The 18099-nt window shown below is 72.8% G+C and carries 16 protein-coding genes; 10 read left to right on the forward strand and 6 right to left on the reverse strand.

What is annotated here, in order from left to right; translation table 11 throughout:
- Window positions 1–27 precede the first annotated feature (27 nt).
- Entirely contained in the window at window positions 28–969 is a 942-nt protein-coding gene (locus OV090_RS07910) for a DUF1524 domain-containing protein (protein WP_267702902.1), read from the reverse strand.
- Between the two features lie 215 nt (window positions 970–1184).
- Between OV090_RS07910 and OV090_RS07915 the strand changes: the two genes are divergently transcribed.
- The 6 genes from OV090_RS07915 to OV090_RS07940 all read left to right on the forward strand — a co-directional run bounded on the left by OV090_RS07915 (window position 1185) and on the right by OV090_RS07940 (window position 7544).
- Entirely contained in the window at window positions 1185–2207 is a 1023-nt protein-coding gene (locus OV090_RS07915; protein WP_267702903.1) for a hypothetical protein, read from the forward strand.
- Between the two features lie 17 nt (window positions 2208–2224).
- Complete coding sequence (locus OV090_RS07920) at window positions 2225–2827, forward strand: sigma-70 family RNA polymerase sigma factor (protein ID WP_267702904.1); 603 nt, start codon at window positions 2225–2227, stop codon at window positions 2825–2827.
- The gene (locus tag OV090_RS07925) at window positions 2824–3711 is read left to right on the forward strand and encodes a hypothetical protein (RefSeq protein WP_267702905.1); all 888 of its coding nucleotides are present in this window, start codon (window positions 2824–2826) and stop codon (window positions 3709–3711) included. The genes OV090_RS07920 and OV090_RS07925 overlap by 4 nt, the downstream gene beginning before the upstream one ends.
- Before the next feature lie 41 nt (window positions 3712–3752).
- The gene (locus tag OV090_RS07930; protein ID WP_267702906.1) at window positions 3753–4808 is read left to right on the forward strand and encodes a DUF4215 domain-containing protein; all 1056 of its coding nucleotides are present in this window, start codon (window positions 3753–3755) and stop codon (window positions 4806–4808) included.
- Window positions 4809–5186: 378 nt separating this feature from the next.
- A complete protein-coding gene (locus OV090_RS07935; RefSeq protein ID WP_267702907.1) occupies window positions 5187–6326 on the forward strand; it encodes a PAS domain-containing protein in 1140 nt (379 codons plus the stop codon).
- 414 nt (window positions 6327–6740) lie between these two features.
- Window positions 6741–7544 (forward strand): M57 family metalloprotease, encoded by an 804-nt coding sequence (locus OV090_RS07940; protein WP_267702908.1) that lies wholly within the window; start codon window positions 6741–6743, stop codon window positions 7542–7544.
- Between the two features lie 110 nt (window positions 7545–7654).
- Here the strand turns inward: OV090_RS07940 and OV090_RS07945 are convergent, their stop codons facing one another.
- Window positions 7655–8038, reverse strand: coding sequence for a nuclear transport factor 2 family protein (locus tag OV090_RS07945; RefSeq protein WP_267702909.1), 384 nt, complete (start codon window positions 8036–8038; stop codon window positions 7655–7657).
- 331 nt (window positions 8039–8369) lie between these two features.
- Between OV090_RS07945 and OV090_RS07950 the strand changes: the two genes are divergently transcribed.
- Window positions 8370–9302 carry a protoglobin domain-containing protein gene (locus tag OV090_RS07950; protein ID WP_267702910.1) on the forward strand — a complete coding sequence of 311 codons (933 nt, stop codon included), beginning with the start codon at window positions 8370–8372 and terminating at the stop codon, window positions 9300–9302.
- Window positions 9303–9459: 157 nt separating this feature from the next.
- On the opposite strand, the gene OV090_RS07955 is transcribed toward OV090_RS07950, so the two are convergent.
- From OV090_RS07955 to OV090_RS07965, 3 genes are all read right to left on the reverse strand, one after another.
- Window positions 9460–12375 carry a serine/threonine-protein kinase gene (locus OV090_RS07955; RefSeq protein WP_267702911.1) on the reverse strand — a complete coding sequence of 972 codons (2916 nt, stop codon included), beginning with the start codon at window positions 12373–12375 and terminating at the stop codon, window positions 9460–9462.
- Window positions 12376–12521: 146 nt separating this feature from the next.
- Entirely contained in the window at window positions 12522–13268 is a 747-nt protein-coding gene (locus OV090_RS07960; protein WP_267702912.1) for a dihydroneopterin aldolase, read from the reverse strand.
- Window positions 13265–13993 (reverse strand): SDR family oxidoreductase, encoded by a 729-nt coding sequence (locus OV090_RS07965; RefSeq protein WP_267702913.1) that lies wholly within the window; start codon window positions 13991–13993, stop codon window positions 13265–13267. The genes OV090_RS07960 and OV090_RS07965 overlap by 4 nt, the downstream gene beginning before the upstream one ends.
- Window positions 13994–14191: 198 nt before the next feature.
- On the opposite strand from OV090_RS07965, the gene surE reads away from it, so the two are divergent.
- From surE to OV090_RS07980, 3 genes are all read left to right on the forward strand, one after another.
- Window positions 14192–14950 (forward strand): 5'/3'-nucleotidase SurE, encoded by a 759-nt coding sequence (gene surE, locus OV090_RS07970; RefSeq protein WP_267702914.1) that lies wholly within the window; start codon window positions 14192–14194, stop codon window positions 14948–14950.
- Between the two features lie 229 nt (window positions 14951–15179).
- Complete coding sequence (locus tag OV090_RS07975; RefSeq protein WP_267702916.1) at window positions 15180–15803, forward strand: hypothetical protein; 624 nt, start codon at window positions 15180–15182, stop codon at window positions 15801–15803.
- A gap of 86 nt (window positions 15804–15889) precedes the next feature.
- Window positions 15890–16999: a pectin acetylesterase-family hydrolase gene (locus OV090_RS07980; protein WP_267702918.1), complete on the forward strand. Its 1110-nt coding sequence runs from the start codon at window positions 15890–15892 to the stop codon at window positions 16997–16999.
- Between the two features lie 39 nt (window positions 17000–17038).
- Here OV090_RS07980 and OV090_RS07985 read toward each other — a convergent pair whose 3' ends face one another.
- Window positions 17039–17956, reverse strand: coding sequence for a hypothetical protein (locus OV090_RS07985; RefSeq protein ID WP_267702920.1), 918 nt, complete (start codon window positions 17954–17956; stop codon window positions 17039–17041).
- Window positions 17957–18099 lie beyond the last annotated feature (143 nt).

Raw genomic sequence — 18099 nt, forward strand, 5'->3', positions numbered from 1 at the left:
TTCAGACATGCCCCCAAGGACATTACCTCATTCGCACACGATCCCGTCGCCGTCGACGTCTCGATAATACTCGTACTCGCGATCGACCCCGCGGCGATACGGCCCCGCCCCGTGGGCCCTCGCCTCCTTGCAGGTACCGTAATCCGGGCCGGCCCCGCCCGTGGGCTTCGGACCGCGCGCCGGCGCCTCGCTCTGCTTCGTCGTACGCACCACCGCCTCGGGCGCGTCGATCGGCCCGCCGCCCTCGGGCACCACCTCGTCGGGGCAGCCCTGCAGCACCTTCTTCATCGCCTCGCGCTCGTCCTCGGTGATCCACAGGCCGTACTTCGCCTTCACCGCGATCTGGCGGGCCACGTAGGCGCAGCGGTAGGCCGGGTTCGGCGGCAGCCACAGGGCAGCGTTGCTGCCGCCCTTGGCGCGATTGGCCGAAGCGCCGACCGCCAGCAGATTGAGCGGATCGTTGGCCAGCGCGAGCCGCCGCGCCGGCTGCCACCCGGCCGCGCCGGTCGCCCATGCGTCGGCGAGCGCGACCACGTGATCGATGTCGACCGCCGGCCCGCCGCCGCGCGCGAACTCGACGTGCATCGCAGTGTACGGATCGGCGAGCTCGCCCGCAGTGACCACGCAGGGGCGCTTGCCCGGCTCGAGGCGGACCGCCTGCAGATCGCGGCGCAGGATGTCGTCGCGCGTGTCGCAGCCGTTGCGGTCGACGTCGGCCCACGCGTGCCCGAACTGCTCGCGCGCGTAGCCGGTCCGGGCCTCGCGCGGCCCCACCGGCAGCGAGGCCAGGAGCGGCGCCGCCAGCCGCCCACCGGGCGTCCCGCTCGCGTCCGCGACCCCGTCGTCGCCGCGGCTCGCCGTCATCGCCGCGGGCAGGTAACCGGTGTGCGTCGCCGATTCGCCGGGCACGCAGCCGAGGAGCAGCGGGACGACGAACGCGGCGAGCGGGACACGCGAGGACGCAGGCACGGCCGGACCCTCGCCGACCCACGCCGGGCCGTCCAATTTTCGCCGAGGCGGCGCCATCGGAGCGGGGCAATCTCGCGCCATTCGCCGCGGACCGCGAATCATCACATCCGCGCCGCAATCATGGCACCGTCGCTACGAATCGTGCCTGACCCGGGACCCGCGCCGCTCGCGTGGGCGCGTGGGCGTCGGATGGCGAACTGCGATAGACTCGCGGCGTGCACCGGCTGTTCGCGGCTCTGGCGCTGGAGCTGGCCCCGGCCGCGCCCGACGAGCTCCTGCGGTGGGACGCGCCGCCCGCGTGTCCCTCGCGCGAAGTGCTCGAGCGGGCCGTCGCCGCCGATCTCGGGCGCTCGCTGACGCCCGCCGACGCCGCAGCGGTGACCGCCCGCGCCACCGCGCGGCGCCGCCCCGACCGACGCTGGGAGCTGGGGCTCATCCTCGAGCCGCGCGACGCTCCTCCCGTCGCCCGCACCGTCGTCGCCGAGCGCTGCGAACTGTTGGTCGAGGCCGCCGCATTGATGATCGCCGTCGCCATCGATCCGGAGCTGCTCGCCGGTCCTCCTCTCACTGCCGCTCCTGCGACGCGCGAGCCCGGCGACATCCCGCTCGCCGTCCCCGTCGTCCGCGACCTCACGGCCCCCGCCGCGCTCGCACGCCTTCCGGCCGCACCCGCGCCCACGAGCGCGCCCGCCCCCACGCACGAGCCCGCGCCCGCGAGCGCGCCCGCGCTGCTGGCCACCCTCGCGGTCGCCACCGGCCTCGACGTCGGCGCCCTGCCCCGTCCTGCGCCCGGCTTCATGGTCCGCCTCGGCCTCCTCGCCCGCCGCGTGCGCGCCGAGGTCGGCGCCGTCCACTGGCCCCAGCAATCGGTGCGCGTGCCCGGCACCGGCACTGGCGGCGACCTGCGGCTCACCGCGGCGCAGCTGGCCGCGTGTCCGCGGCTGGCGCTGCGTCGCGTCGAGTTCCCAGTGTGCGCCGGCCTCGAGATCGGGGCGATGCACGGCCGCGGCGTCGGCGTGACCACCCCCACGGTCGACCGCGTGGTCTGGCTGGCCGCGCTGGCCGACGCCCGCGTGCAGTGGGTCCCCGTCCCGCGCCTCGCGCTCGGCCTCCAGCTCGGCCTGGCCGCCCCGCTGCTGGCCGCGCGGTTTCGCCTGCGCGGCCAGGACGACGACCTCCACCGGGCCGCGCCGGTCGCGTTCCGCGGGGCGTTTGCGATCGAGCTGCGTTTTCCCTGACAGATCGGCCGGCCTCGTTGCATGACGGGAGCATCCCTCCGGTCCTCGCCCCACCGGCCGCCCTCGGCGACCCCGCCTCGCGCGCCCACGACGGCCCTGAAGCCGCCGCCTTGCCGGCCGTGGCCGAGCTGTTCCGCGACCACTACGAGTTCGTGTGGCGCCTGACCGGCCGCCTCGGCGTGCCCGCGGCCGTGGTCGACGACGCGGTCCAGGACGTGTTCGTCGTCCTTCATCAGCGCCGCCACGAGTTCGCGGTCCGCGGCTCGGTGCGCGCCCTGCTCTACGGCATCACGCGTCGGGTCGCCCGCCGTTACCGCGAGCGGGCCGCGCGGCACGTCGAGCTCGTCGACGAACCGCGCGAGCCCGCCGGGCCCGGCCTCGACGAGGAGCTCGCGCGCCGCCAGGCCGCCGCCGTGCTCCGCGACGCCCTCGCCGGCATCGACGAGGACAAGCGCATGGCCTTCGTGCTCGCCGACATCGAGGGCATGCCCATGCCCGAGGTCGCAGAGTGCCTCGAGATCAACCTCAACACCGCCTATTCGCGGGTCCGTGTCGCCCGTCAGCTGTTGCAGCGAGCGATCGCCCGCCACCACGCCCGCGCGCACCGGAGGACCCCGTGATCGAACCACTCGACGACGAGCTGCGCCGCCTCGTCGGCGCCCTGCGCGAGGTCGACCGGCCCGGCGAGGCCGCGCGCGCGGCCACCTGGGCCGCCATCGACGCCCGCCTCGCCGAAGGCCCAGCCCCGCGCCGAACCGCGGCCCGCGTGTCGTGGCCATTGGCCGCCCTGGCCGCCGCCCTCCTGCTCGCCCTCGGCCTCGCCGCCGCGACCGCCTGGCGCGAGGCCGAACGAGCCAGCGTCGAGGCCGTCGACCGGCATTCACCAGAGTCCACGCCGCGGGCCGTCGAGCCGCGCCCGCTCCGCGCGGCCGAATCCTCACAGCCCGCGACGAGCGGGAAGCCCGGTGAATCACCGCAGTCCGATTCATCCAGCTCGCCCGAAGCACAGCTCGATTCTACGCACGCCGGCTCGCCGGAATCACAGCCCGATTCCTCGCACGCCGGCGCGCCCGAATCTCAGCCCGATTCCTCGCAAGCCGGCTCGCCAAAATCCCAGCTCGATGCCTCGCAAGCCGGCTCGCCCGGATCCTCCGCCGGTCACCACGCATCGCCCGGCACCGAACCCGCCCGCCCCGCCGCGCCCTCGCGACGCCGCCCGACGGACAGCCCCTCGCTGCGCCCCGAGGAGGTCGCCTCGTTCCAGCGCGCCCAGGCGGCCCTCGCCGCAGGCCGCTACGACGAGGCCCTCGACGCCCTCGACGCCCACGGCCTGCGCTTCGCCGGCGGTCTTTTCGAAGAGGAGCGCCAGGTCTCGCGCGCCACGGCCCTGTGCAAGCTGGGCCGCGTCGACGCCGCCCGCGACGCTCGCCGCCGCTTCCTGCGCGAGCGCCCGGGCTCGCACCTCGCCGAGCGCATGCGCCAGATCTGCCGCGACGACGAATAGCATCACAGATCGATCTGCGAGCCTGCATCTCTAGCGATGACATGACCTTCTCCTCACGCCTGACCTCCACCCTCTTCCTCTCGACCCTGCTCGCCTTTGCGCTCGGCGCCTGCGATCAGCAGCCCGGCGACCTCGGCCAAATGACCGACGGCGACGAAGCGCTGTGCGGCGACGGCGTCGTCCAGCCCGACGAGCAATGCGACGACGGCAACGGCGTCGACGGCGACGGCTGCACCGCCAATTGCACCCTCGAGAATAATCAGCCCGCCTGCGGCGACGCCATCCTCCAGCCCGGCGAGCAATGCGACGACGGCAACGGCCTCGACGGCGACGGCTGCACCGCCAACTGCACTCTTGAAAATAATCAGCCCGCCTGCGGCGACGGCCTCGTCCAGCCGGAGAACGGCGAGCAGTGCGACGACGGCAACGCAGTCGACGGCGACGGCTGCACCCCCACCTGCATGCTCGAGGGTCAGCCCCTGTGCGGCGACGGCATCGTCCACCCCCCCGAGCAATGCGACGACGGCAACGGCCAGGACGGCGACGGCTGCACCGCCAACTGCACCCTCGAGAATAATCAGCCCGCCTGCGGCGACAGCATCGTCCAGCCGGAGAACGGCGAGCAGTGCGACGACGGCAACGCAGTCGAAGGCGACGGCTGCACCCCCACCTGCATGCTCGAGGGTCAGCCCCTGTGCGGCGACGGCATCGTCCACCCCCTCGAGCAATGCGACGACGGCAACGGCCAGGACGGCGACGGCTGCACCGCCAATTGCACCCTCGAGGCCCAGCCCCTGTGCGGTGACGGCATCGTCCACCCCCTCGAGCAGTGCGACGACGGCAACGCCATCGACGGCGACGGCTGCACCACCACCTGCATGCTCGAGGGCCAGGGCGCCTGCGGCGACGGCGTCCTCCAGCCCCCCGAGCAATGCGACGACGGCAACGGCCAGGACGGCGACGGCTGCACCGCCAATTGCACCCTCGAGGCCCAGCCCCTGTGCGGCGACAGCATCGTCCAGCCCGGCGAGCAGTGCGACGACGGCAACGCGGTCGACGGCGACGGCTGCACGGTCACCTGCCTGCTCGAGGGCTGAGCCCGCGTCCGCAGATCGGCTGTCCAGTTAAAATTCTTCAACCTTCGGCCGGCCGCGCGGAGCGCTCGACAACGAGCGAGGCCCGGCCGTCGCCGATGAATCCCTCTTCAGGTGTACCTCATCGCCCCACGTGCTACCTCGATGCTCGCCCCCCGTCGCCCTGGAATGTCGCGTCCGCCGCCGCACCGTCGGCAATGGGGACACTTCGACGCGACCCGAAATCACCGGCCCGCCGCGGCCGCCGTCGATTCATCGGTGATTCACCGGCGCGCGCCGCAGTGATTCATCGCAGCGCCGGCGCTCGCGGGTGCGACAACCCGTCCGCGGCTCAATTCGCGGACTTTCGACAATCGCGAGCCGACGTGCTTCACTGCCGCCATGCACACGCCTGGTGAAGAGGGGGGGCCGGCGGTCGCCCACCGCGTGCCGTTCGTGCTCGTCGGCTTCGACCGCGACCTGCGGATCTCGGAGTGGAACGAGCGCGCCGAGCGGCAGTTCGGCCGCAGCGCCGCCGACGCCCGCGGTCACGGCGTCGCCGAGCTCTTGCCGCTGGCGGCCGGCGACTGGCGCGACCTGTGGACCGAGCGCGACGACGTCCCCCCGGTGTGGCTGGAACACGCCGACGGCCGCACCTGGGAGTGGACCGTCGCGCCGGTGCGCCAGGGCGAGCGCGTCGTCGGCGTCGCCTGCTACGGCGCCGACGTCACCGCGCGCGCCACCACCGCCCGCACGGCCGAGCTCGAGCACGTCATGCTGCGCGTGCTCGTCGACAACCTCCCGCTGGTCGTCTGCGCCTACGCCTCCGACGGCACCTACCTGTACGTCGGCGGCCAGGGCCTCGCCGCCACCCCGCTCACGGCGGAGAAGATGATCGGCCAGAACCCGCTCGTGATGTTCGCCGACAACCCCGACTCGGTGCAGTTCATCCGCCGCGGCCTCGAGGGCACCCCGACCCGCATGACGATCGAGTCGATGGGCCGCTGGTGGGACAGCTGGCACATCCCCGCCCCGCCCGACAACCGCGCCGCCCTGGTCAGCATGTCCCTCGACGTCACCGAGTCGCACGCGCAGGAGCGCGAGCTGCGGGCCCGGCTCGAGCTGATCGAGCGCCAGCAGCGGGTGATCCGCGAGCTCTCGACCCCGATCATCGAGGTGTGGGACGGCGTGCTGGTGATGCCGATCATCGGCCTCGTCGACAGCATGCGCACCTCCGAGATCATGGACAGCCTGCTGCAGAGCCTCGGCCGCATGCGGGCCAAGTTCGCCATCCTCGACCTCACCGGCATCGAGGTCGTCGACACCGCCACCGCCAACCACCTGATAGCGATGATCCGCGCCGCCCGCCTGCTCGGCGCCGAGGGCATCCTCACCGGCATCCACCCCGGCATCGCCCAGACGATCGTCACCCTCGGCGTCGACCTGCGCGGCTTCGTCGTCCACGCGACCCTGCGCCAGGCCCTCAAGCACTGCCTGGCCGCGATGGACGGAACCCGCGCCCCCGCCGGCAAGCAGTCCTAGCGGCTCGTCCACGAGCCTTTTCGAAGCGCCGGCCCGCTCACGCCCGCAGAGCTCGCTGCTCTCGGCGATGTTGCGTGACGCGTCGCCGCGCTCAAGGCGCTCGCGCAGCCGACTCGCACATGCAGCGGGCGCGTCGCACATGTCCGCGAATAGAACGCGTAGCAGCTGGTTCGGGGCCGCGCGGCGATCGGGGAGGCCCCCCCACGACCGATCTCACGAACCGGTCGGCGAATCATGGGACCCGGACTTTGGAATTTCGTCAGCGACGGCCAATTCATCGCTCTGACGATCCTCCGAAATGGCCGCTGTCGACGCGCTGTCCATGAATGCCGACACCCTGGACGGGCGAAGAAAGGCCCTTGAAGACGAGGACGAATACCCGTAGGTTCGTCCCCCGAAAACCAGGAGTCACCCATGATGTTGCGGAAGGCGTGTGTGGTATCGGCGATGTTCCTGTTCGCCTGTGGCGAATCGGAGGTCATCGACGGGGCGGAGCTCGAGACGGTGAATCAGGAGATCGTCGACAACCTGCTGGCCGCGGGCTACCCGGACAGCGAGATCGAGGTCGGCGACGACGGCGTGGTCATCGTCGGCGGCGACGCGGTCGTCACTTTGGCCGCCTCGCGCGAGATGATCGGCCTCGACGGCCACGACGGTCACGACGGAGACACCCAGTTTCGTCAGTACCGCACGACCAACCTGGTCGCCCCCGACGTCGCAGTCATCTGCATCGACGGCTCGGCCTACACCGGGACGATGGGCGCCGCGCTCGACAAGGCGATCGCCAACTACACCAGCCTGAACCTGTCGTTCGACATGGTGCGGACGAACGGCTCCGACGCCGGCTGCGACGCCGAGATCGTCATGACCGCCAAGGGCGGCGCCGGCGGCTCGTCGGGCTTCCCCGAGGGCGGGCTGCCCTACCACACGGTCAACGTCGGCAAGTCCACCGCCAACTACGGGCTCGCGGTCGCCACCCACGTCATCACGCACGAGCTGGGCCACTGCATCGGCTTCCGCCACACCGATTACTACAACCGCGCGATCAGCTGCGGCACCGGCGGCAACGAGGGCGACGCCGGCGTCGGCGCGATCCACATCCCCGGCACCCCCACCGACGCCGTCCTCAACGGCTCGGTCATGAACTCGTGCTTCAATCAGGGCAGCACGGGCCAGTGGACGCCCGGCGACCTCACCGCGCTGAACACTCTTTACTGACAGCACGCTGGCCGCGCCGATTCGCAGCCGCGTGCCGGCTGCCATGATTCGCGCGGCCTCCTCGTATCGCCGCCCCCGCAGGACCGCCCGCGGCTGGGCGGCGAGCCGTTTCAGAGCGGCTCGAAGCAGTCGTAGTTGCGCATTCCGGCGATCTGCCCGTCACTCAGCTCGAGGAACAGCGCCTGGCGGGCGCGCAGCTCGTGGCCGGCCGGCAGGTCGCGCAGCGGCACCGCGAGCGTGCCCGCCCAGTCGACCTCCAGGACGACGCGATCGCCCTGGGCCAGCGCGTCGACCAGACTGTACCGCTGCGACCGCATCAACCCGGCCCCGCGGGCGGCGCTGGCGAGCACCGCCTCGCGGTCGCGCCGGACCCCGGCGGGGAACAGGCGGTGGGGCAGCTCGTGCTGGACCGGGTCGGGGTGAAAGAAGGCAGCGAGCGCCTCGCCGGTGGCGCCGGCCTCGACCGCCTGCAGCGCCGCCTCGTCGCCCGCCACGGCGAGGCCGCCCTCGCCGCCTGCCAGGCCGTCCTCGCCGACGTGCTCGACACTCTCGGCGGCGCCGATGCCGTGCGCGCGCGGCGAGTCCTCGCACCAGGCTGACCCGGCCGCGAAACATCCCTCGAAGACGCACGCGAATGACGTCAGTCCAAAGCTGACGAAAGGTCATTGTGCGAGGTCGTGAGGCCTTCGTGTACGTGCACCGCCGCGAGTGCGACGATCGCCGCTCCGGCGCCTCGCGCGCCGGCAATCGCTGCACGACGGACGCGAGTCCGATCGCAAGCGAATGCTGCCGGAGGCCGGGCCGGATCTGCTATCGTGCCCGCGAATGACACGTGACCTGCCCCCGGCCCAGGCGCTCCGGGCCCGCATCGATTTCGACGAGCGCGAGCTGGCGACCCGACGCGCTTACTTCGAGATCGAGGACGCCGACCTCGAGCGGCTCGGGCGCCTGGAACAGTTCGCCCACAAGCACATGGACGAGGTGGTGGAGGACTTCTACCGCCTGCTCCTCGGCCACGCCGTGCCGCGCGGCTTCTTCGCGGACGAGGCCACCATTCGCCGCGTCAAGCGGCTGCAGCGCGACTACTTCCTGCAGCTGTTCGCCGGGTGCTGCGACCTCGAGTACGTCGAAGATCGCCTGCGGGTCGGCGCGGCCCACGAGGCGATCGGGATGCAGCCGCGCTGGTACATCGGCGCCTACCGCCACTACCTCTCGATCCTCCACGACAAGCTTTTTGCGGACTTCGCCGATCCGGCCGAGGCGAGCGCGATTCATGCGAGCCTGCTCAAGCTGGTGATGTTCGACGTGTCGCTGGCCATCGACGCGTACATCGCCGCGAACCTCGAGACCATCGGCCGCCACCAGGCCGCGCTCCGCGAGCTCTCGACGCCGATCGCCAAGGTCCACGACGGCGTCCTGCTGCTGCCGCTGATCGGCGCCCTCGACGCCCAGCGCGCGCAGCAGGTGATGGACGCGGTGCTCCTCCGGCTCGTCGAGGAGCGCGCCAGGGTCATGATCCTCGACATCGCCGGCGTGGCCGCGGTCGACGGCCGCGTCGCCGACCATCTCGTCAGGACGATCGCCGCCATGCGCCTCGTCGGCGCCCAGGCGATCCTCACCGGCATCAGCCCGCAGGTGGCGCGCACGCTCACCGAGTCAGGCGTCGACATCGGCGCGGTGCCGACCCTGGCGCACCTGCAGGAGGGCATCGAGCTCGCCCTCGCGCTGGTCGGCAAGCAGATCGCCGAGCGCGCCTGAGCGCCGAACGACGTGTCCCCATGCACACGCCGCCGGACCGCCGGCAATCGTCGCGCGCCCCGCCCGAGCACGGGCGCACTCATGACATGTCCCGAAGGACATTTTATGATTGTCCGCACTTTAAAAGACATGTCCCGTCGGACATGCCATCATTCACTCACAGCTTCGCCAGCAGCGCGTCGGCCAGCCCGCGCAGCTTTCGAGAATACGGGTCGTCCGGCAGCTCGGCGCGGGCCGCCTCCGCCAGCGCGCGGGCCCGCTCGGGCGTGCGACGCAGGGCCACCAGGGCCGCGGCGATATAATAGCGGGCCGCCGCGCGCGGACCGACTTGCTCGGGCAGCGACTCGACCAGCGCCAGCGCCCGCTCGGCCAGCGCCAGCGCCTCGGCCGGCTGGTCGCGCCCCAGCGCCGCCCCGGCCAGGCCGAGCAGTGGGTGCGCCAATTCGACGTGCTCGCGCCCGTAGGCCTTCTCCCACAGCGCCAGCGCCCGGGTGAACCACGGCGTCGCCTCGGCCGGGCGGTCGCGGTCGAGCGCGATCTGCCCGAGGTTGTTGAGCGACGAGCCGAGCTCCGGGTTGTCCTCGCCGAGCGCGGCCGTCGAGATCGCCAGCGAGCGTGTCAGCAATTGCTCGGCCTCGTCGAGTCGCCCGTCGTTCATGGCCAGCACGCCGAGGAAGTTCAGCGGGTACGCGACATCGGCGTGCTCGGGCCCCAGCGCCTGCTCGAAGCTCGCCAGCGCCGCCTCGCCGCCGCGGCGCGCCGCCTCGCTATCGCCGCGCAGCATGTCGATGTGGGCCACGTTGTAGCGGGTCTGCCCGACCAGGAAGTGCTGCGGTCCGAGCGTCGCCTCGCGCAGCTCCAGCGCCGCCACCATCTCGCGGCGGGCCGTCTCGTAGTCGCCGGCGTCGGTGGCCAGGTTGGCGAGGTTCATCCGCGCCGACGCGACCGACGGGTGATCCTCGCCGAGCACCCGCAGGGCGAGCTCCAGCGCGCGAGTGAACGCCGCGCGGGCCTCGTCCTGGCGGCCCAGCTCGCGCAGCGCCGAGCCCAGGCTGCCGTCGAGGTTGGCCACGCCGGGGTGCTCGGGGCCGTGGGCCGCCACGAACAGCGAGCGCGCCTCCTCGAGCGCGACCACGGCCGCGGCCACCTGCCCGTCGGTCCGCAGCGCCTGCGCCGCGGCGTTGCGGGCCCGCGCGCGCAGCGACGGCGACGCCGGCAGCAGCTGCACCGCCGCAGCCATCGCCCGCGACCAGTGCAGCGCCTCCTGCGGCCGCCGCAGGCTGGTCGCGGTCAGCCGCGTCAGCGCGACCCAGGCCCGCGCGTGGCCCTCGAGGTCGCGCGCCGCCGCCGACGCCTCGATCGCCGCCTGCAGCCGGGCCTCGCCGGTCGACGGGTCACCGGCCAGCACCGCCAGCTCGCCGGCGGTCCGCAGCGCGTCACCGACCAGCGGCGGGTGGCCCAGCGCCTTGCTGTCCTCGAGGACAGCTTCGGCCAGGCGTCGGCCCTCCGCATAGCGACCGAGCTCGTACATGCTGTCGACCTCGGCCAGCCGCCCGCGCAACGCGTCGACCGCGGCGCGCTCGGCCGGGTCGGTCGGCGGCGGCACTGCGGCCAGGAGCGCGTCGACGTCGCCGCAGACGGCCACCGGGGTCAACGCCGCGGTCGCCTGGATCGCGCGGTCGGCCGCCTCGGCGTCGGCCGCCGCGAATTGACGGGCCAGCGCGTCGACCTCGCGCAAGCGCTGGCCGAGGCAGCGCATGCGCAGGTCGAGCAGGCTGTCCGACTGCTCGCCGCGCGCGTGCGTGGCCAGACAGGCCTCGCGGTGCATCGCCGTCCACGCCTGCCCGTACTGCTCGAGCGCCGCCAGCACGCGCGTCGCGGTGCCGCTCGCGTGGGCCCGACCGGTGGCCAAGAGCGCGGCTCTCACCTGCTCCGCGCGCTCCGCCGGCCACACCTCGGCCCAGCGCGCCTCGCCCACAGCGCAACGATCAACGCGCTCGCCCGTCAGCGCCAGCGCGATCGCCACGCTCGTGACCGCCGCCAGCGCGCCACCGATCCACCAGCGCCGCCGTCGCGCCCGCGGATCGTCGACCAGCGCCGTCAGCAGCGCGTCCATCGAAGGCCAGCGCTCCTCCGGCGCCGCCCGCAGGCCGCGCAGCAGCAGGCGATGGAGATGCCCCGGCACCGCCGCGCCGCGCGGAGGCGGCCGCACGTACCCGCTCACGACGTTGTGCGCCAGCTCGAGCAGCGTCTCGCCGGCGAACGGCCCCTCGCCGTACGCCGCCTCCCACAGCGACACGCAGAACGAGAACTGATCGCTGCGCGCGTCGGTGGCCTGGCGGTGGAACTGCTCCGGCGACATGTACGCCGGCGTGCCGAGCATCCCGCCGGTGCGCGTCAGGTCGAGCGACAGCAGCGACCGCTGCAGCTCCGGCGCCTCGTCCCCCGCCTGCGGCTCGAGCGTGCCGTGGCTGCGCGCCAGGCCGAAGTCCATCACCCGCACCCGCCCGTCGCGGCCGATCATGAGGTTGTCGGGCTTGATGTCGCGGTGCACCAGGCCGCACGCGTGGGCCGCAGCCAGCCCGCGCCCGGCCGCCACGAAGACCTCGACGATCTCGGGCACCCCGCGCCGCTTGTCCGCCAGCCACTGCGTCAGCGTCCAGCCGTCGACGTGCTCCATCGCCACGAACACGCGATTGTCGTGGGTGCCGACGTCGTACACCGCGACCACGTTCGGGTGCTGCAGCTTCGCCAGCGCCTGCGCCTCGCGCTGCAGCCGGCCGCGCGCCAGGTCGGCGCTGGTCGCCGCGCCGGCCTCCGCGTGCCACAGCTTGATCGCCACCTTGCGATCGAGCTCGGGGTCGTAGGCCGCGTACACCACCCCCATGCCGCCGGCGCCGAGCGGCCCGAGCACGAGGTAGCGGCCGAGCGTCGCCCCTCGCTGCAGCCGCACCGGCTCTCGCGGCCGCGCGCCGCCCCCGGTCGCCACTGTGGCCGCCAGCGGATCCTGGGCCTCGCCCGGGAGCGTCGCGCCGAGCGAGTCGTCGGCGATCGTGGTGTCGTGGCCCTGCACCGGACCAGGGTACGCCGACGGGCCGCGAACTGATCGATCGAACCCGACGCGCGCCTCCGCGCGGGCGCCCGCGGCGCCGGCGACGGCCCATCACATGTCCTTCAAGACATGTCCTTCACGCCATCTCGAAAGTCACCCGCGCCGGCTCAGAAGAACCGCATCGGCTCGGTGCGCGTCAGCGCGGCGGTCGGCACGTCGACCTCGACCTCGTCGGTCGGGATGAACGCCGGCCGGTCGATGCACAGGAAGCTCTGCTCGATGTCGGTGACGTTCTCGTAGCGGTGCGGGAACCCGCGCGGCCACGTGTGCGCCGTGCCGGCGGCCACCGGCGCGCCCTGCAGCAGCAGGCCGTCGCCGAGCACCAGCTCCGTCTCGTCGAGGTGGTGATGCACGTGCGTCGGCAGCACCGTGTGCGGGTGCAGGCGCTCGCGGTACACCCCGGACTCGCGCGTCTCGAACACCACGTCGACGTAGCCGAACGACTTCGTCTCGGTCACGAGCTCGAGGTCGCCGCGCTCGCGGTGGATCTCGAGCGTCGGCACCGCCGCGCCCGACAGCGCCACCAGCTTCGACAGCCGCACGTCGACCGCCTCGACCTGCGGCCGCGGCACGTCCGCGCTCGGCGGCAGCAGCAGCCACGCGGCGACCGCCTCGGCCGCGCTCTCGAGCAGGCGGAAGCGGGCCGCCACCATCACGAAGCGCAGCTCGCCGAGCAGCCGCGAGTAGTCGAGCGTGCTCGTCAGGCGCCCGTCGCGGGCCGCCGTGCGCGCGTCGAAGTGCAGCGTCACGTCGAGCCGGACCGGCTGCGGCGTGTTGCGCTCGTGGCCGAACAGGCCGACGATGCAGTCGAAGCGCATGTCGTGGAGAGAGAGGCGATCGAGGGTTCGGGTCATGCTACCGACAGTCCTCCGTCGACGCGCAGCGTCTGGCCGGTGACATAGGGGGCCGTGGCGAGGAAGACCACGGCGCGGGCGATGTCCTCCGGCGAGCCCTCGCGGCGCAGCGGCGTGCGCCGGAGGATGTCCTGCCGCTGCTCGTCGGTCGTCTCGCCGGCCATCGCCACCGGCCCGGGCGCGACCGCGTTGACGCGCACCTGCGGGCCCAGCTCGAGCGCCCACGCGCGCGTCAGCTGCTCTAACGCCGCCTTGCTGGCGAGGTAGTGCGAGAACGCGTGCGTGGTCGTGTACGGGTGCGACACGGCCATGTCGGTGATGTTGACCACGCAGCCCGGGGCCGCCGCGCGCAGGCACGGCAGCAGCGCCTGGGTCAGCAGGAACGGCGCGCGCAGGTTGACCGCCAGCATCGCCTCGAGGCGCTCGCGCGTGATCGCCTCGAACGCCACGTGCTCGTAGCTGGCCGCGTTGTTGACCAGCAGCTCGAGCGACGCGCCGCGCCGGCGGACCTGCGCCGCCAGCTCCTCGGGCCCGTCCGGATCGGCGAGGTCGGCCACCGCAACCCACGCCTGGCGCCCGCCGTCGCGCAGCGCCTGCACCAGCGCCTCGGCCTCCGCGAGCGAGCGGCGGGTGTGCACGACCACGTCGAACCCGGCCGCCGCCAGCGCCTTCGAGGTCGCCGCGCCGAGGCGCACGGCGCCGCCTGTGACGAGCGCGAGGGGCACCGCGCTCGTATACACCCAAGGCCCTGCGCGCGCGACTCGCCGCCGCGTGCGCCCCCTCGCGGCGACACTTGCTCGCGCCGGTGCAGCCGCCCCGCGAAGGACAGGCCGCGGCGAGCTGCGGCTCGCGCTCGTCCTCGCGACTTCGACCCGGGCCGCCGCACCTGCCGCGCTCGCCGGCCCGCGTTACAATGCCGGCCGATGCGGCTCCTGCTCAGCAACGACGACGGCTACCTCGCACCCGGCCTGGCGGCGCTCCATCAGGCCTTGAAGCCGCTCGGCGAGATCACGGTGATCGCCCCCGAACAGAACTGCAGCGGCGCCTCGAACTCCCTCACCCTGTGGCGCCCGCTGTCGGTCTACACCTCGGCCAACGGCTTTCACTACCTCAACGGCACTCCGACCGACTGCGTCCACGTCGCGCTCACCGGCATGCTCGACCACAAGCCGGACCTCGTGATCTCCGGCATCAACAACGGTCAGAACATGGGCGACGACACCCTCTATTCGGGCACCGTCGCCGCCGCGACCGAGGGCTTCTTGTTCGGCGTGCCCTCGATCGCGTTCTCTCTGGCGCACAAGAACTGGGCCCACCTCGACGCCGCCGCGCGGGTCGCCGCCGACATCGTCGAGCACTTCGCCCGCCAGCCGCTGCCGGGCCACACCCTGCTGAACGTCAACATCCCCAACCTGCCCTACGAGTCGCTCGGCGAGTGGCGGGTCACCCGGCTCGGCAAGCGCCATCCGTCGCAGCCGGTGGTGCGTCAGACCAATCCGCGCGGCGAGCCGATCTACTGGATCGGCGCCTCGGGCGAGGCCTTCGACGCCAGCGAGGGCACCGACTTCCACGCGGTCGCGCACGGCTGCGTGTCGATCACGCCGTTGCAGCTCGACCTGACCCACACGCAGATGCTACCGACCTTGCGCGAGTGGTTGCACGGCCGCCGCGGCGCGCCCTGATCGAGCGCGGCGCCGCGCTCCCTTCCATCGACCGCGACTGCGTCGCGCCACGCGCTGCACGAACCTCGCGGGCACCTCCACGAACTGCGCGGTGTCGACCGGGCTCTGCCATATCGCGGCTCAGCGAGCGCGACCTCGTGTCGATCTCCGCCCACACCGTCCGCGACGCGACCCACTCGGACCCGCCCCGCTTGACCCGCTGCGACCGCGCGGGCCAGTATCGTCGTTCATGGGTCCTCTCCGCGTCCTCCTCCCCGTCCTCCTGGCCGCCGCCTGCGACGGCGGACAACCTGGCCCTTCCAACATGCCCGCAGAGACATCCAAGACACCGCCTGCTGCCACCCCCGCCGACGCCCCCGCCGCCGGCGACGCCTCGTTGTTCACCAGCAAGGACGGCCTCGTCGCCGCCCCGCGCCCGCCCGGCGACGGCTGGGAGTGCGTCGAGCAGACCGCCGCCGAGCCCGGTCAGGAGACCACCCTGATCAAGTGCCGGCACACCGACAAGGCGCGCTTCTTCTTCCTGCTGGCCAAGGACTACGCGGTCCCGCCCGACCAGGTCCGCAGCGCCGAGCAGCTGGCGACCGACGTGTTCCCCGCGACCTACCAGAAGCTGTTCCAGAAGTTCGAGGTCACCGACTCGAAGCCGACCACCCGCGACGGCAAGCCCGGGCACGAGCTGCGGATCTCCGCCGTCCACGCCAGCATGGGCGAGATCCGCAAGCGCGAGCTCGTCCACACCGCCGGCAACCACGTGTTCGTCGTCAGCGCCGAGGGCTTGCCGGACGTCTTCGACGCCGAGTCGGCCGCGATCGAGGCGTGGTTCTCCGGCGCGCGGTTTAAAAACCTGCAATAGGGGTCTGCAGGCTCCGGCGACCTGTCCTCGAGGCCAGGTCTCCGGGGCCTCACGCCCGAGCCGGCGATATCGGCTACGCTGATCGCATGCTCCTTCGATCCGCCCCCAAACCCCTGCTCGCCGCGCTCCTGGGCGTCCTCGCCTGCAACGCGACGGCGGGCGACGGGGAGACCGACGGCGCCGGCGGTGGTACGACGAATGAAGCCGGCACTGGCGACATTCACGGCCCCGTCGGCGAATGGGTGTGGCACGACGTGCCCGGGGCGATCTGCGCCAACGGGACGCCGACCGGCATCGGCGTCAATCAGGGCACCGGCGACCGCCTGGTGGTCTACCTGTCGGGCGGGAGCGCCTGCCTCGACGAGGGTTGCAGCATCGGCACCCCGTCGATGCGCAAGGACGGCGGCTTCGGCGCGGCCGAGCTCGCCGAGTGCGTCGCGGGCGACTGCGACGGCTCGGTCACCTTCCCGAACGAGAGCATCTTCGATCGCGCCGCCGCGGTGAACCCGTTCGCCGACGCCACCTTCGTCTTCATCTCGAACTGCGCCGGCGATTACTACGTCGGCGACAACGACCACGCCTTCACGGGCTGGACCGCGCAGTTCCACGGCTCGCGCAACCAAAGGCTGTTCGCCGCCGCGCTCGCGGCCTCGTTCCCTGCCGCGTCGCGCGTGATCTTGACCGGCGGCAGCGCCGGCTCGGTGGGCGCCATGCTCAACTACTGGCAATGGCTCGAGGCCTTCCCGGACACGCGCGTCGACCTCGTCTCGGACGCTTTCGCGTTCGTGTTCGCGGACGGGCCCGAGTGGCGCTACGAGCTCCACGACCCGCAGGAGCCGCCCGGCTGCACCACGTGCGCCAGCGACTACCGCACCGTCTACGACTTCAACGCGAGCCTCGCCCCGGACTCGCGGATCGCAGTGCTCGACTCGGAGAACAACTGGACCCTCGATCTGGTGACCGGATTCAAATACACCCCGGGTCTCGAGGCCCTGCAGATGCGCCTCGACGACCTCCCCAACCTCCGGTACTACGTCGCCAACGGCGACGAGCACATCTTGCTGCAGCACCCGCTCGACAGCGACGCGATCGTCGTCGAGCGCGACGGCGACGAGCCGCAGCGCCTATCCGAGTTCCTCGCGCAGATGCAGAGCGACGATCCGGCGTGGACCAGCATGACCTGTCTAAAGCCGTGATCGGCGGCGCGTTCACTCCGAACGCGACCGCGACTCGCCTCAATCGCCGCCGACGAGCGCCGGCCCCTGCGCCGCCAGTTCGGCCACCAGCTCGGCCGACACGCCCGTCCCGCGCAGCTCGAGCCGCCGCAGCCGCGGCAGCCACGGCGCCGCCAGCAGGCGCGCCAGCCCCTCGTCCCCCAGCTCCGGCGCGTGCGTGATCGCCAGAGACGACAACGGGAGCGCGTGCCCCACCAGCCCGTCGAGCAGCGTCGGCGCCGCGAATCCTCGCAGGCTCAGGTCCCGCAGCCCGGGCAAGCGCTTGCTCGCCAGCGCCGCGGCGAACGCCGCCTCGTCCAGATCCTCCGCCACGCCGGGCCCGAGCCACAGGTCGAGCCGCTCCAGCGCAGGGAACGGCGCCGCGATCAGGGCCGCCAGCGGATCGTCGTCCGCCTCGCCCACGTGCATCACCAGCGTGCGCAGCCGCGGGTGCCCGGCCGCGGGCACCAGCTCCCAGCCCTGCCCTCCGTGCAAGTCGAGCCGCTGCAGCGCCGGCAGCTTCGCCAGGGCAGGGCCGACGCCCTGGCACACCCCGCGCGCCGGCGGCAGCTCGCCCGGGAACGCGCCGATGTGCAGCCGCTCGAGCCCCGCCAGCCGCCCCGCGTGGCGCTTCATCAGCGGCAGCGGATCGCCCTCCTCGAACGCCACGTCCCACGGGTCGTACGCGTGCTCGGTCCAGTCGGCGAGGATCAGCGTGCGCAGCCGCGGCGCCGCCGGGTCGCGCAGCAGCGCCGTCAGCAGCCGCAGCCAGGTCGCGCCCGTGTCGTCGTCGTCGCCTGCGCCGCCGTCGTCGAGCCGCCGCACCACCGACACCGCCCACGCGATCTTCTCCGGCAGCGTCAAGCCGAGCGCGGGGTCATAACAATCGACGATCTGGTCGTCGAGCGTTCGCAGCGCCTCGAGCGGCGGACGGGCCATCGCCCGAGCGTACCGCGCCCCGCGACCCCACCGCAACACCGCGCGCCCGAGCGCCGCGCGGCCTCCCGCGTCCCCACGTTTTGCCCCGCAGAACCCGCTCTGCCGCTGACACTCTTTAAAATTACATGTCCGAATGGACATCT

Source organism: Nannocystis sp. RBIL2, from assembly GCF_026626745.1.
Lineage (GTDB): Bacteria > Myxococcota_A > Polyangia > Nannocystales > Nannocystaceae > Nannocystis.